Origin of the sequence: Vibrio syngnathi, assembly GCF_002119525.1 — a bacterium.
GTDB lineage: Bacteria > Pseudomonadota > Gammaproteobacteria > Enterobacterales > Vibrionaceae > Vibrio > Vibrio syngnathi.
This window is the reverse complement of the sequence record NZ_CP017916.1, coordinates 2549030-2562399: the sequence shown is the minus strand read 5'-3', so window position 1 is coordinate 2562399 and position 13370 is coordinate 2549030. Positions and strand designations below refer to the sequence as shown.

The window sequence follows — 13370 nt, the reverse complement described above, 5'->3', positions numbered from 1 at the left end:
ATTACATAGGAATTTGGGAAATGACTCGCGGGTTTACTTTATTAGAGCTGTTAATAACGGTGTCGATACTGTCGATATTGGTAGCGACGGCTGCTCCGAGTTTTAGTTCAGTCACCCAAACAGTCAAGATACAGCGCGTTGCTGGGGAGTTGAATGGTTTCTTAGTACAGGCAAAGTCTGAGTCTGTGAAAAGAAATCAAAAACTCTGGGTACATTTCTCGACGGCTAAAAATGAAGAGCAATCTACGGGGGAGTGGACAGTATGGTTGAAGCCTACGGAAGATCTGTCTGGTGATACATTGCTGATGTTGTCGGGAGAACCGTTTCGAGATTTATCGTTTTCTCATAACTATACAGGCTCAAAAATCAGCTTTGAAAGTGTAAGAGGAAGGCCGGCGAGAGGTACGATTTACCTGGCTCCAAAAAGAGCTTCAACCGACCGGCTTTTGATTAAACTATCCAGCCCTCCGGGGCGAATTAAAGTGTGCGGCGAATCAGGCGCTCAGTATGGCTACTATGCTTGCTAAGCCTGGCAGCAGAAGCTTGCGAAAGCAAAAGGGCGCATCACTCATTGAACTGATGGTCGCCTCCGTTATTGGTGTATTCGCGATTGCTATTATCGGCAGCGTATTTATTACGGGACACAGAATAGCCAAAGATAAAGGTATTGAATTATTGCTGTTGCAAAACCTTACGAGCACCATGCAGGTAATGAAAGAAGATATTCAACGAGCAGGCTACGATGGTTCAAATGGTGAATCCCTGAAGCTGTTAGGTGCCGCTAACACTATTAATGTTAGCGGTGGTGTTGAGGTGGGGTTCGTCTATTTCAAAGAGGGATCAACTGACGGAAAAAACTACAGGAATATCGTGTATAAAAAGGAGGGGACTCGATTGAAAATTTGTGAAAAGGGCGTTCTTACTCCAAGGAACATTTTAGCTCATGATCAAGTTACCTCATGCTACTCACTTTTTGACGATAGCATTATCTCCGTCGACGATTTATCAATATCCTCGCAAGTGTTGAGCAAAAATGGGGTGAGCACTACGCTCACTGATCTGAATATTGTTGCTTCAATTCCGAGTGCAGGGATCTCTAAAGGCGTCGCTATAACCATTAAGCAAAGGAATTGGCAATGACCTCGGTAAAGCAGCAATCTGGAGTGGCTACGTTGTTAATCACATCTGTTTTAGTGTTGAGTGCTTTAATTGTTACTTTGGGTACCTATCGCAGTGTTTTTCATCAAATTAAGGTCGCGCAAAATGAAGTTCAAGCCCGTAAAGCTCATTGGAACGCCGAGGCTGGATTGGAGTGTGGTTTTACCTATATAGCTGAAAATGATCTCACGGCTATTCCCAATGATTTAATGAATCACTGTCAGCAGTCGAAAGTCCTTACATTGAACTCAGATAACCTAACGCCGAATATACTGGTGTCGGGTGCACACTCTTTATCTTTGAGCAAAGAGATAAGCTTTAACAATTCGTCGGGGCTAGGGGCGATGCAAACCAATTCGAGTTTGGAGTTTATTTCTGATCACAATATCGATATCACCCCTGATATTAGTCTTACAGCGGTCGGTGGTATTAACGAATGTGTGTCTGTTCGGTTCTTAGATAGTGTGATCTATAAAAACCAAGGCGGCGGGCGTTTAAAGACAATCACACCTACGGGCGGTCTCCCTCCTTTCCCTACCTTTGAGTCTTGCCAACCGACAACCGATATTAACCGCAATGCAACTATTGATTCCGTTGGGTCATTGCCTTCAAATGCTTTTCAATCAGATTTCAAGTTTGACCCAGCCATCGATACTTTCTCTAATTACTTTGGGGTACCTAAAACGCCAGAGAATATTGACCAGATTAAGGGTGATTATCATGTGATAGACCTTATTGACAGGACGGTATCTCCCCCCAAACATACTGATTTGGTCAATGGAAAGTATCAAGGAAATAAGTGTAGCCAAGCGATTAATAATGCCTTTGCTAGTGGTAAAGATAAGGTATGGGTGATAGGTGATTGCGTGGTTTATCACCCACCAATTAATGTGGTAGAACCTATCCCCGGAGTTATTACGCCACGTTCACTGGTGATTCAAGATGGCATCGTTGCGAACGGTAATGCAAGTGTGTTTGATGGATCCTTTTATCACCTAAATGATATGAGCATATACGATGAGCCAGCCTCTCCTGATGTTGATACGGATCTGTTGAGCGGCTTATGGACCAAAGTTCCAAATACGATACCTATCGCCGGCTTAGTGCAGAGCAATTCGGTTTATATTGGATTTGCTTCTTTTTTCCCCAAGGGAGGAATGTTCTTTGATTCAGTTGGCGGGCTATCGACAATTCAAGGTTCGATAAACTTAGATTACACAGGGGAATACAACCCCCATGGTGTTCCTTTGAAAGCCAAATGGAAAAAGGGATCATGGAATGACTTATAAAAATTCAGGTTTTAGCTTGATAGAGGTCCTGATCTCTTTCCTATTGATCGGTATTGCTTCGCTAGGGCTGGTTAAACTGCAGGTCTATGCAGAGCAAAAGTCGGATTACGCGCTGCACAGTGTAGAAGCGCTTCACTTTGCTGAAAGGCAGATGGAGTATTATCGAACTCGTGTGTCGGATGTGGGGGGATCTGTAGGATTAATCCTTTTTACGGATCTCAATCAGGCGGACCACTGTCGCAATGCGACAAGTTCGGATCCTTTATCTGGTTTGTCAGGCTCTGGGTATACGATGACCTGTGAAGTGACAAATGCCAGTGGTGCCTTGTCTCATGCTTTGAAAAACATTACGGTGACTGTTGCATGGCAAGATCGCATGAACCGTGCACAAAGCATTTACCTCGAAACTATGCTCTCCAAATACAGTGAGTTTGATTGATCTATTAAGCAAACGTTTACTGCATGCCAAGCCCTACGCTTCTCCCTTCTGATAGTTTGTCACTCCTCGGACATTGTTTACGTGCCAGTTAAAACTCTGTATATGGAATGGTGTTTTTTGTGTTTTTATATTGTTGCTGTTGTACAGTATTTTTGCAAAATATGTCTCCATTTATGGAAAATGATGTGGAACCTTGTGCTTTTTAACAGCGACTTTAATAGAATATGTGCTGCACCAATAGGCCATGGTCAAAACTTATATTAGGCCTAAACAAACAACATCACATATGGAGTTACAATGAGTAACCAAGCCGTAAAAAAAGCACCATCGACTGAGAAGATCAGTGGTATGGACCGCTTTCTAAACTTCATTGAACGCGCCGGCAACAAAATTCCAGATCCAGCGATCCTGTTCTTCTGGGCTCTAGTTATTGTATGGGTAGCATCTGCACTTTTGTCGAACCTTTCATTCGACCTAATCAACCCTCAAACGGGTGCTGCTCTAGAAGTTAACAACCTACTCACTGGTGAAGCGCTTGCTAGCTTCCTCGCGAATATGGTTACCACGTTCACAGGCTTCGCCCCTCTAGGCATCGTACTTGTTGCTATGCTAGGTGTTGGCGTTGCTGACTCTTCAGGCTTCATTACGACTGGCCTTAAGAAGATGCTTAACTTCACGCCAGCTAAGCTACTAACGCCAATGTTAATCTTGGTTGCTATCGTGTCTCACACAGCAGCTGATGCAGGTTACGTTCTAGTAATCCCTCTTGGCGGTATCATCTTCCACGCTGCGGGTCGTCACCCTCTAGCGGGTATTGCAGCAGCGTTTGCTGGTGTATCAGGTGGTTTCTCAGCGAACTTCATTCCTTCAGGTATTGATCCGCTATTAGCAGGTTTCACTCAAACAGCGGCAAACGTTCTTGACCCTGCATACGTGGTTAACCCTCTAGCGAACATCTTCTTTACTGGTCTATCTTCAGTTCTAATCGTTGGTATCGGTTGGTACGTGACAGAGAAGATCATTGAACCTCGTCTTGCCAAAACTCCAGTAGATGAAGATGCTGAACAAGCACCTGATCTAGGTACGTTCACAGCGATTGAATCTAAAGCATTCAAATTCGCTGGTTGGGCAATGGTTGCAGGTATTGGTCTGCTTATCGCGGCTCTAATGCCTGAAAACTCAGCACTTCGTTCACCAGAAGGCGAACTAACGGCGTTCTCAGCACCAGTAATGAAGTCTATCGTTCCTCTGATCTTCATCCTGTTTATTATTCCGGGTATCGTCTACGGCCGTGTAGCGGGTACATTCAAGAATAGTAACGATGTTATCAAAGCGATGTCTGAGACAATGGCAACGATGGGCGCATACATTGTAATGTCGTTCTTTTGTGCTCAGTTCCTATCTGCATTCGCTCAATCAAACATTGGTACGATGCTGGCACTTTACGGTGCTGAAGGCTTGAAAGCGATGGACCTTCCAGGTGAAGCAACGGTTGTTGGTATGATTCTATTAACGGCTGCAGTTAACCTTCTTGTAGGTTCTGCTTCAGCTAAGTGGGCACTGATTGGTCCTATCTTAGTTCCTATGTTAATGGTTGTGGGTATCTCTCCTGAGCTATCTCAAGCGGCTTACCGTGTAGGCGATTCAGTGTCTAACATCATCTCTCCACTGATGGTGTTCTTCCCACTGGTTGTTGTTTACTGTCAACGCTACGTTAAGTCGACAGGTATTGGTACTCTAGCTTCTCTAATGATGCCATTCTCGATTGCTATGCTAATCGGTTGGTCTATCTTCTTGCTAGGTTACTGGGCTCTTGGTATCCCGCTAGGTATTCAAGCTCCTTACACTTACACAATGTAAGATAAGTAATAGAAGCAAAAGTTAGTAAGATAAAATCATCGAAGCCCGCACCGAAATGTGCGGGCTTTTTTTTCGCCATCTTTTTCCGTTTTTTTATATCCAAGATTTCTATATCCAAAACTTTCTATATCCAAAGCTTTTTATATTCAAAGTTTTTTATATTCACAATAAACGCACTCAGCTTATACTCCGGATCACGGCTAATTGTTGGCCGGTAAAATTAGGAAATCCAATCCACATGAAGATTCTGCTTTTAGTAGGGTTAATTGTTTTAAATGGTCTGTTTGCCATGTCAGAGATTGCACTGGTAGCAGCAAAAAATAGTCGGCTGAAACGCTTAGCCGAAAAACATCGCTCCGCTCAGATTGCACTTGAACTCAAAGAAAATCCAACTCGCTTCCTTTCAACTATTCAAATCGGTATTACGGTAATCGGCCTACTCAGCGGTATTGTCGGTGAAGCTACGTTATCAGCTCCACTCGCGGTTCAACTTGAGCTGTGGGGATTCGATCCAACACAAGCGAATGTATTGTCTACCACGGTAGTCGTTGTGGGTATTACTTACTTCGCGATTGTTGTAGGTGAGCTAGTGCCAAAACGTTTTGCTCAATCTCAAGCTGAAAACATTGCTGTGCTAGTCGCGCTGCCTATCTTCTGGTTATCTAAAATTGCGACGCCGTTTGTGTTTGCGTTGTCGGCTTCTACGGAAGGTATTCTCAAGTTAATGGGACGTGGTGGCGAAGAAGACAGTGTGACTGAAGATGATATTCATGCACTCGTGAAAGAAGGCTCGGAATCTGGTGTGATTGAACGTGGCGAGCAAGAGATGATTCGCAATATCTTACAGCTTGATGACCGTCTGGTGAGCTCGTTGATGACGCCACGTCGAGACGTCGACTTTCTGGATATTAGCCAACCGGTTGAGCAGATATTAAAAAAGCTGCGTAGTTCAAAGCATAGTGTGTTTCCATTGTGCCAAGATCACCTCAATAAAGTGGTCGGTACGGTGTCAGCCAAAGCCTTATTGAATCAGGCGGGCAATTTAAATATTCAAGTGTTCATGGGGCTATCTCGCTCTCCGATCTATGTTCCTGAATCGATGAAGGCTTTACGTTTGCTTGGTTATTTTAAAGAGTCGGGTACAGAGATGGCATTCATTGTTGATGAATATGGCGATGTTCAAGGCCTTGTTACTCATTACGATATCCTAGAGGCGATTGCGGGCGAACTATCAAATAACCCGAAAGACCTTTGGACAGAGCAAGTGGAAGATGGATTGCTGGTGGATGGATTGATTCCTATCAGTGAACTGAAAAACCGCTTAGAGCTGTCGGATTTTGAGGGGGAAAGTGAGAGCTTCCAAACATTGAATGGCCTAGTGACTTGGTTAATAGGGCGCTTACCTGATGCAGGTGAAATTGTTCAATACCAGCAGTGGCAGTTTGAAGTTATCTCTGTTGAGAACAATCGCATTGTGAGTATCAAAGCGACGCAAATAGTCGATGACATAGAAGGCCCCAATAACTAGCGAACCGCCTAATCAGTAAGCGGCTATTGTTCATTGTCTCTTATCTCTTTATTGTTCATTATCACGAAGATTAGGTATGCTTCCCCGCATACCTTTTTTTGTTCTTATCCTTTGTTTTCTGGAGTTCCCTTTGTCAGACCATCAATTCACCCCTCAAGATGAAATCTTCATGCGACGTGCCATCGAGGTTGCTAAGCAAGCAGAGAAAGAGGGAGAGGTTCCCGTTGGTGCTGTGTTGGTAAAAGAGGGGGAGATTATTTCTGAAGGTTGGAACCGTTCGATTGGCTGCCACGATGCAACCGCACATGCAGAAATCGAAACCTTGCGTAAAGCAGGTCAAGCTCTGGAAAACTACCGTCTACTCGATACCACTTTATACGTAACGCTCGAGCCTTGCCCAATGTGTGCAGGGGCTTTGTTACATAGCCGAGTAAAGCGCATTGTGTTTGGGGCTCCTGACTTAAAAGCGGGTGCAGCAGGTACGGTGTTAAATCTCTTTGAAAGCCAAGCCTCATACCACTATGCAGACGTGGAAAATGGTTTGTTAGAACAAGAGTGCCGTGAGCAACTGCAAGCTTTTTTCAAGCGTCGTAGAAAAGAGATAAAAGAAAAGCGAAAGCAAGACCGTCTGTTGGAAGAGCAGCGTTTAGAATCCGATAAGGCAAGTAACAAGAATAAGGTCAGCAACAAGAACAAGGTCTGTAACAAAAAATAGCAGCAAGCTTTCGGCACTCTCTATCGCAAGAGTGCTGCAGAAAGCTTACTCGGTATATTTACTCAGAAAGTATCTGCATGAAAGCACGGTTGCGCCAAATGATTTTCTTCTTATTATTTGAAAGCATACGCTTACGACGGTTGGCAGCAACGGTCTTATCAAGGCGTTTCGATTTCAGTTTGTTCTTCATCATTTCAACGATTTCCTATTTGTCGTCTGGCTTTGTAATTATGACTTCAGTTTTAATTATAGTGGTTATTTGTTTATAAGCTTTGCCACGAACTTAGCGTTGGCTTTCTGAACCACTATCGTGATGGCTAAGAGCTAAATGCAACTGAGCATTATGTCGCTTATGGTGTGACGTTATAAAGTTCGATTGTTACTGCAATATGACACACTGGATATCGCAGGCGTTTTGTTTGTTTTGGTCATTTATCGTGATGTAATAAAAAAGAGCAATGCTAAATGGCATTGCTCTTTTTCTTTTATTTGGAAGACTCAGCGTCGTTCACTGCGGATTCAGCCTCACTGATTGTTGATTCAGCATCTGAAACCTCTAGAGGTGGGATAACTACCAAATCTTCAAGGCTCGCTTCTTCCTCTTTATTACGCTTATTTACATGGCCAATAATGCTCTGATAATAACGGCGAATGTTCTCAACGTAATCCCTTGCTTCATCACCACGCGCATACCCGTAACGAGTTTTGCTGTAGTACTTCTTCTGTCTTAGCAGAGGAAGCCTGTCTTTCACATCACCCCAAGCATCAGGATCACCGCCTTGTGCTTTGGTTAAGCGACGTGCATCCATCATGTGACCATAACCTACGTTATATGAGGCGAGAGCAAACCAGATCTTTTCATGTTGGGTAATAGAGTCTGGAACTCGATTCACGATACGACGTAAATATTCAACACCGCCTTGTACCGACTGTTTCGGATCGAGACGATTGGTTACACCAACGCTCTTCGCGGTTGGTAGCGTCAACATCATCATGCCTCGAACACCGGTTGGAGAGCGTGCGACAGGATTCCAGTGTGACTCTTGGTATGCTAAAGCGGCAATCAAGCGCCAGTCAAATTCTTGAGAATATTTCTGAAATAGCGGCGACCATTTTGGCAGCTTGCTATCCAATGCGCGGATAAATGCACGAGTATCAACGTAATCAAAAGTGCCGATATGGCCGATGTATTTTTCTTCCAGTGAAGCCAGTTCACCAGACTGTTTTAGGTTACCAAAGAACTCAATCAGTAATGCATAAAGGCTTTCATCTTCAGACTTCTGTAAATACCAAGAGATAGGTTGGTCTTCTGTCAGCTCAAATGCCAAAGCGACGTCTGGGTACAAACGCTGTGCGAGTGACAACTCAATCGAGTCTGCTACCGTAAACAAGCGTTCACCAGTCGACACTTCTTTTAGCAGGTCATTGATGTCAGCATTACCTATTGCATCGTAGATAAAGTCATCGTGCTTGTTCTGGATCTGTTTTAGCGTTGGCTCAAAATGTGAGTCCTTCACTACCACCAAAGATGGCGTCAATGTTTCGGTAGATGCCGGCTCTTCTGATTCAGTTTGTGCTTTTACGAAATCAGCTTGACGCTTATTCTCGAACTTGATCAGTTGTTGAAGGTTTCTTGGGCGCCACTGGCCTTTTTTATACACCACTTGCTGGCTTACATAGTAATAGGCGGGCGCGGCGCGATAAGCGCGTGTCAGGTTATTGTTTTGCGTTAACCCTGTCGCGATAAGATCGATCTCGCCTTTCTTTAAGGCTGGAAAGAGGCCGGATAAACGGTAAGCGGGTTTAATCTCAAGCTGTACACCAAGCTCCTGCGCAAATTCACGAGCTAACTCGTAATCCAAACCAGCAGGGCCATCGGGACCAATGTAATAAGAGAGTTGGTTATTTAGGGTGCCGACGCGAAGAACGCCTCGCTCTCGTATCTGCTCAAGGACACTTTTAGGTTCTGACTCAATCTGGCATCCAGCCAACCCAATTAGGGCAATGGCAAGCAGAAGGAACTTAGACGAAAAGATGAGCGTAAATTTAGGCATCAAAATGAAATCTCGAAAAGTGGAAGCCCCTTTATACCAAACCCCGCAAGGCTGGCAAAGCAGGTTTATTTAAACAGTTGTAAAAGTGCTGATAAATGCAGCAAAAGTACCATTTACAGAGAAAGATAAAAAAAATCACGCAAACGGTTGCTTTTGGTGTTACGTCACAAAAAGAAATGCTTTATAATGCGCTCGCATTGAAGAGGTGGAATCGGCATAGGTTTGGCAACCTTCGGGAATAGCTTCGAAGAAAACAGTTAGGTTGTTCCTATAACCCACTGAATTTATTCCAATACTACCTTAATCAACTGCATAAGAGACGTAAGCACATGAGAATTTTGCGTGGCTCCCCAGCTCTATCTGAGTTTCGTGTTAACAAGCTTTTAGAGCTTTGTCGTGAATTAAGCTTACCTGTAACAGGTATTTACGCTGAGTTTGCCCACTTTGCTGATCTAACGGCAGACCTAGATGAGTCTGAAGTTGAGAAGCTAGAAAAGCTACTGACTTACGGTCCAACGATTGAAGAGCATGAACCTGAAGGTTTACTGCTGCTTGCAACGCCACGCCCGGGCACTATCTCGCCTTGGTCATCAAAATCAACAGATATCGCACACAACTGCGGACTGGCTAAAGTGTCACGTCTAGAGCGCGGTACTGCTTTCTACATTGAAACCTCTGCTGAACTTTCTGAGCTTCAACTTGTTGAGCTGAAAGCAATTCTGCACGACCGTATGATGGAAGTGGTTTTCACTGACTTCGAATCGGCAGCAGCACTATTTACCGTTGCTGAGCCTGCTCCTTATGCGGAAGTTGACCTATTAACTGGCGGACGTAAAGCGCTTGAAAAAGCAAACGTTACCCTAGGTCTTGCACTTGCAGAAGATGAGATTGATTACCTTCTTGAAAGCTTCACTGAAAAGCTAGGTCGTAACCCGACTGACATCGAACTAATGATGTTTGCACAAGCGAACTCAGAGCACTGTCGTCACAAGATCTTCAACGCTGATTGGACTATCGATGGCGTTAAGCAAGAAAAATCATTGTTCAAGATGATTAAGAACACCTTTGAAACGACACCAGAGCACGTTCTGTCTGCTTATAAAGATAACGCAGCGGTAATGACAGGTTCTGAAGTGGGTCGTTTCTTCCCAGATCCAGAAACTCGCCAGTACAACTACCACCAAGAAAAAACACACATCTTGATGAAAGTTGAAACGCACAACCACCCAACGGCAATCTCTCCATGGCCGGGTGCATCAACAGGTTCAGGCGGCGAAATCCGCGATGAAGGCGCAACGGGTATTGGCGGTAAGCCAAAAGCAGGCCTTGTTGCATTCTCTGTATCTAACCTGAAAATTCCGAACTTCGTTCAACCTTGGGAAACTGACTTTGGTAAGCCGAGCCGTATCGTTACTGCTTTGGATATCATGCTTGAAGGCCCTCTTGGTGGCGCAGCATTCAACAACGAATTTGGTCGTCCAAACCTACTAGGTTACTTCCGTACTTACGAAGAGAAAGTAAACTCTCACGCAGGTGAAGAAGTACGTGGTTACCACAAACCAATCATGCTAGCTGGTGGTCTTGGTAACATTCGTGATGATCACGTTCAGAAGAAAGAGATCCCAGTAGGTGCAAGCCTGATCGTTCTTGGCGGTCCAGCAATGAACATCGGCCTTGGTGGCGGTGCTGCATCTTCAATGGATTCTGGTTCTTCTTCTGAAGACTTAGATTTTGCTTCTGTACAACGTGAAAACCCAGAGATGGAACGTCGTTGTCAGGAAGTTATCGACCGTTGTTGGCAGCTTGGTGATGCGAACCCAATCGCATTTATCCACGATGTGGGCGCGGGCGGCATCTCGAATGCACTTCCTGAACTAGTAGACGACGGCGAGCGTGGCGGTATCTTTAACCTACGTGACGTGCCAAACGATGAGCCGGGCATGAGCCCACTTGAGATCTGGTGTAACGAATCTCAAGAGCGTTACGTTATGGCGGTTGCTGATAAAGACATGGCAACATTCGACGCGATTTGTAAGCGTGAACGCGCACCTTACGCAGTGGTTGGTAAAGCAACTGAAGAACGAGATCTTAAACTAGAAGATTCTCACTTCGACAACACGCCAATCGATATGCCAATGGACATCCTATTAGGTAAAACACCTAAGATGCACCGTGACGCGAAAACGCTAAAAGCAAACAACCCAGCGATTGACCGTTCTGGTATCGAACTAAACGAAGCGGTTGACCGTATTCTTCGCCTACCAACAGTGGCGGAGAAAACATTCCTTATCACTATCGGTGACCGCTCGGTAACAGGCCTTGTAGCTCGTGACCAAATGGTTGGCCCATGGCAGGTTCCAGTTGCTAACTGCGCAGTAACAGCAGCAAGCTACGACTCTTACCATGGTGAGGCGATGTCTCTTGGTGAGCGTACGCCAGTTGCTCTACTAGACTTCGGCGCATCAGCTCGTTTAGCGGTTGGTGAAGCGATCACTAACATTGCAGCGACCAACATCGGCGATATCAAACACATTAAACTGTCGGCTAACTGGATGTCTCCAGCAGGTCACCCAGGTGAAGATGCAGGTCTTTACGAAGCGGTTAAAGCCGTGGGTGAAGAGCTATGTCCGGCACTGGGTCTAACTATCCCTGTGGGTAAAGACTCAATGTCGATGAAGACTAAGTGGGAAGAGAACGGCGAGCAGAAAGAAGTAACGTCTCCGCTATCTCTTGTTATCACTGCATTTGCACGTGTTGAAGATGTTCGTAAGACAATTACGCCTCAGCTTCGCACCCCTGATAACCTTGAAGGACTAGGCGACACTTCACTAGTGCTTATCGACCTAGGTAATGGCAAAAACCGCATGGGTGCAACAGCACTTGCACAGGTTTACAAGCAGCTTGGTGACAAGCCAGCAGACGTAGACAATGCAGCGCAACTAAAAGGTTTCTACGAAGGCGTTCAAGCACTTGTAGCAAACGACCAAGTTGTCGCTTACCACGATAAAGGCGATGGCGGTCTGTTCGTAACGCTAGCTGAAATGGCGTTCGCAGGTCACTGTGGTGTTAATGCAAACATTGAAGCTTTAGGTGAAGACACACTAGCTGCACTATTTAACGAAGAGCTAGGTGCGGTAATCCAAGTTCGTAACGACGACCTAGACGCAGTTCTTTCTACTCTTGCAGCAAATGGTCTAGAAGCGTGTTCACACGTAATTGGTTCTGTTGAAGCATCTGATGAGCTAGTGATTAAGTCTGGTGAGTCTGTAGTGATTGAACGTAACCGTACTGAACTACGTACTATCTGGGCTGAGACGACGCACAAGATGCAAGGTCTACGTGATAACCCTATCTGTGCAGACCAAGAGCACGAAGCGAAGAAAGATAACTCAGACCCAGGTCTGAACGTGAAACTAAGCTTCGACGTAAATGAAGACATTGCTGCTCCTTACATCAACACGGGCGCTAAGCCTAAGATGGCAATTCTACGTGAGCAAGGTGTTAACTCTCACGTTGAAATGGCAGCCGCATTTGACCGTGCAGGCTTCGAAGCAACTGATATTCACATGAGCGACATCCTAACGGGTCAAGCGGTACTAGAAGAGTACAACGGCCTTGTGGCTTGTGGTGGCTTCTCTTACGGTGACGTACTAGGCGCTGGTGAAGGTTGGGCTAAGTCGGTTCTGTTTAACGACTCTACTCGTGACCAGTTTGAAAACTTCTTCAAGCGTGAAGATACCTTCTCTCTCGGTGTGTGTAACGGTTGTCAGATGCTGTCTAACCTACGTGAACTGATTCCGGGCGCTGAGTACTGGCCACGTTTCGTACGTAACGAATCTGAGCGTTTTGAAGCTCGTTTCAGCTTAGTAGAAGTTCAGAAGTCAGACTCTGTATTCTTCAACGGCATGGAAGGCTCTCGTATGCCAATCGCAGTTTCTCACGGTGAAGGCCGCGTAGAAGTGCGTGACAACGACCACCTAAACGCGATTGAAAATTCAGGTACGGTTGCTCTACGTTACGTTGATAACAACGGTAACCAAACGCAGCAATACCCGAATAACCCGAACGGTTCGCCAAACGCTATCACTGGTTTAACAACGACGGATGGCCGTGTGACTATCATGATGCCTCACCCAGAGCGTGTATTCCGTACGGTTGCTAACTCTTGGTCTCCAGAAGGTTGGGGCGAGAATGGTGCTTGGATGCGTATGTTCCAAAATGCACGTAAGAATGTGGGTTAATCTGGTACACAAAACCGAATAGTTTTAAAAACTAATAAAAGCGCAGACCTTTCGGTCTGCGCTTTTTTATTAGATTTGATGTTTCA

The 13370-nt window shown here is 45.1% G+C and carries 10 protein-coding genes; 8 read left to right on the top strand and 2 right to left on the bottom strand.

The window, feature by feature from the left end; all coding sequences use genetic code 11:
* Positions 1-20: 20 nt before the first annotated feature.
* The 7 genes from K08M4_RS11670 to tadA all read left to right on the top strand — a co-directional run bounded on the left by K08M4_RS11670 (position 21) and on the right by tadA (position 6989).
* On the top strand, positions 21-527 hold the full coding sequence (locus tag K08M4_RS11670) for a GspH/FimT family pseudopilin (protein WP_009848334.1): 507 nt from the start codon (positions 21-23) through the stop codon (positions 525-527).
* On the top strand, positions 508-1140 hold the full coding sequence (locus K08M4_RS11665) for a PilW family protein (protein ID WP_086049972.1): 633 nt from the start codon (positions 508-510) through the stop codon (positions 1138-1140). Before K08M4_RS11670 ends, K08M4_RS11665 begins: the two co-directional genes overlap by 20 nt.
* Positions 1137-2447 carry a hypothetical protein gene (locus tag K08M4_RS11660; RefSeq protein ID WP_086049971.1) on the top strand — a complete coding sequence of 437 codons (1311 nt, stop codon included), beginning with the start codon at positions 1137-1139 and terminating at the stop codon, positions 2445-2447. The genes K08M4_RS11665 and K08M4_RS11660 overlap by 4 nt, the downstream gene beginning before the upstream one ends.
* A complete protein-coding gene (locus K08M4_RS11655) occupies positions 2437-2886 on the top strand; it encodes a type IV pilus modification PilV family protein (RefSeq protein WP_086049970.1) in 450 nt (149 codons plus the stop codon). Before K08M4_RS11660 ends, K08M4_RS11655 begins: the two co-directional genes overlap by 11 nt.
* 297 nt (positions 2887-3183) lie before the next feature.
* Positions 3184-4746 (top strand): AbgT family transporter, encoded by a 1563-nt coding sequence (locus K08M4_RS11650; RefSeq protein WP_086049969.1) that lies wholly within the window; start codon positions 3184-3186, stop codon positions 4744-4746.
* A 238-nt stretch (positions 4747-4984) separates the two neighbouring features.
* Positions 4985-6274 carry a hemolysin family protein gene (locus K08M4_RS11645; protein ID WP_086049968.1) on the top strand — a complete coding sequence of 430 codons (1290 nt, stop codon included), beginning with the start codon at positions 4985-4987 and terminating at the stop codon, positions 6272-6274.
* Positions 6275-6350: 76 nt separating this feature from the next.
* Complete coding sequence (gene tadA / locus K08M4_RS11640) at positions 6351-6989, top strand: tRNA adenosine(34) deaminase TadA (RefSeq protein ID WP_086049967.1); 639 nt, start codon at positions 6351-6353, stop codon at positions 6987-6989.
* Positions 6990-7047: 58 nt separating this feature from the next.
* Here tadA and K08M4_RS22420 read toward each other — a convergent pair whose 3' ends face one another.
* Both K08M4_RS22420 and mltF read right to left on the bottom strand, forming a co-directional pair.
* The gene (locus K08M4_RS22420) at positions 7048-7182 is read right to left on the bottom strand and encodes a hypothetical protein (RefSeq protein ID WP_017106613.1); all 135 of its coding nucleotides are present in this window, start codon (positions 7180-7182) and stop codon (positions 7048-7050) included.
* A gap of 292 nt (positions 7183-7474) precedes the next feature.
* On the bottom strand, positions 7475-9043 hold the full coding sequence (gene mltF, locus K08M4_RS11635) for a membrane-bound lytic murein transglycosylase MltF (protein ID WP_086049966.1): 1569 nt from the start codon (positions 9041-9043) through the stop codon (positions 7475-7477).
* Positions 9044-9372: 329 nt separating this feature from the next.
* Between mltF and purL the strand changes: the two genes are divergently transcribed.
* Positions 9373-13284 (top strand): phosphoribosylformylglycinamidine synthase, encoded by a 3912-nt coding sequence (gene purL / locus K08M4_RS11630; RefSeq protein WP_086049965.1) that lies wholly within the window; start codon positions 9373-9375, stop codon positions 13282-13284.
* Positions 13285-13370 lie beyond the last annotated feature (86 nt).

What these genes read in the sequence shown, in the direction of transcription:
- K08M4_RS11670 (WP_009848334.1), top strand. Translation starts at nt 21, where the DNA reads ATGACTCGCGGGTTTACTTTATTAGAGCTGTTAATAACGGTGTCGATA.
- K08M4_RS11665 (WP_086049972.1), top strand. Translation starts at nt 508, where the DNA reads ATGGCTACTATGCTTGCTAAGCCTGGCAGCAGAAGCTTGCGAAAGCAA.
- K08M4_RS11660 (WP_086049971.1), top strand. Translation starts at nt 1,137, where the DNA reads ATGACCTCGGTAAAGCAGCAATCTGGAGTGGCTACGTTGTTAATCACA.
- K08M4_RS11655 (WP_086049970.1), top strand. Translation starts at nt 2,437, where the DNA reads ATGACTTATAAAAATTCAGGTTTTAGCTTGATAGAGGTCCTGATCTCT.
- K08M4_RS11650 (WP_086049969.1), top strand. Translation starts at nt 3,184, where the DNA reads ATGAGTAACCAAGCCGTAAAAAAAGCACCATCGACTGAGAAGATCAGT.
- K08M4_RS11645 (WP_086049968.1), top strand. Translation starts at nt 4,985, where the DNA reads ATGAAGATTCTGCTTTTAGTAGGGTTAATTGTTTTAAATGGTCTGTTT.
- tadA (WP_086049967.1), top strand. Translation starts at nt 6,351, where the DNA reads ATGCTTCCCCGCATACCTTTTTTTGTTCTTATCCTTTGTTTTCTGGAG.
- K08M4_RS22420 (WP_017106613.1), bottom strand. Translation starts at nt 7,182, where the DNA reads ATGATGAAGAACAAACTGAAATCGAAACGCCTTGATAAGACCGTTGCT.
- mltF (WP_086049966.1), bottom strand. Translation starts at nt 9,043, where the DNA reads ATGCCTAAATTTACGCTCATCTTTTCGTCTAAGTTCCTTCTGCTTGCC.
- purL (WP_086049965.1), top strand. Translation starts at nt 9,373, where the DNA reads ATGAGAATTTTGCGTGGCTCCCCAGCTCTATCTGAGTTTCGTGTTAAC.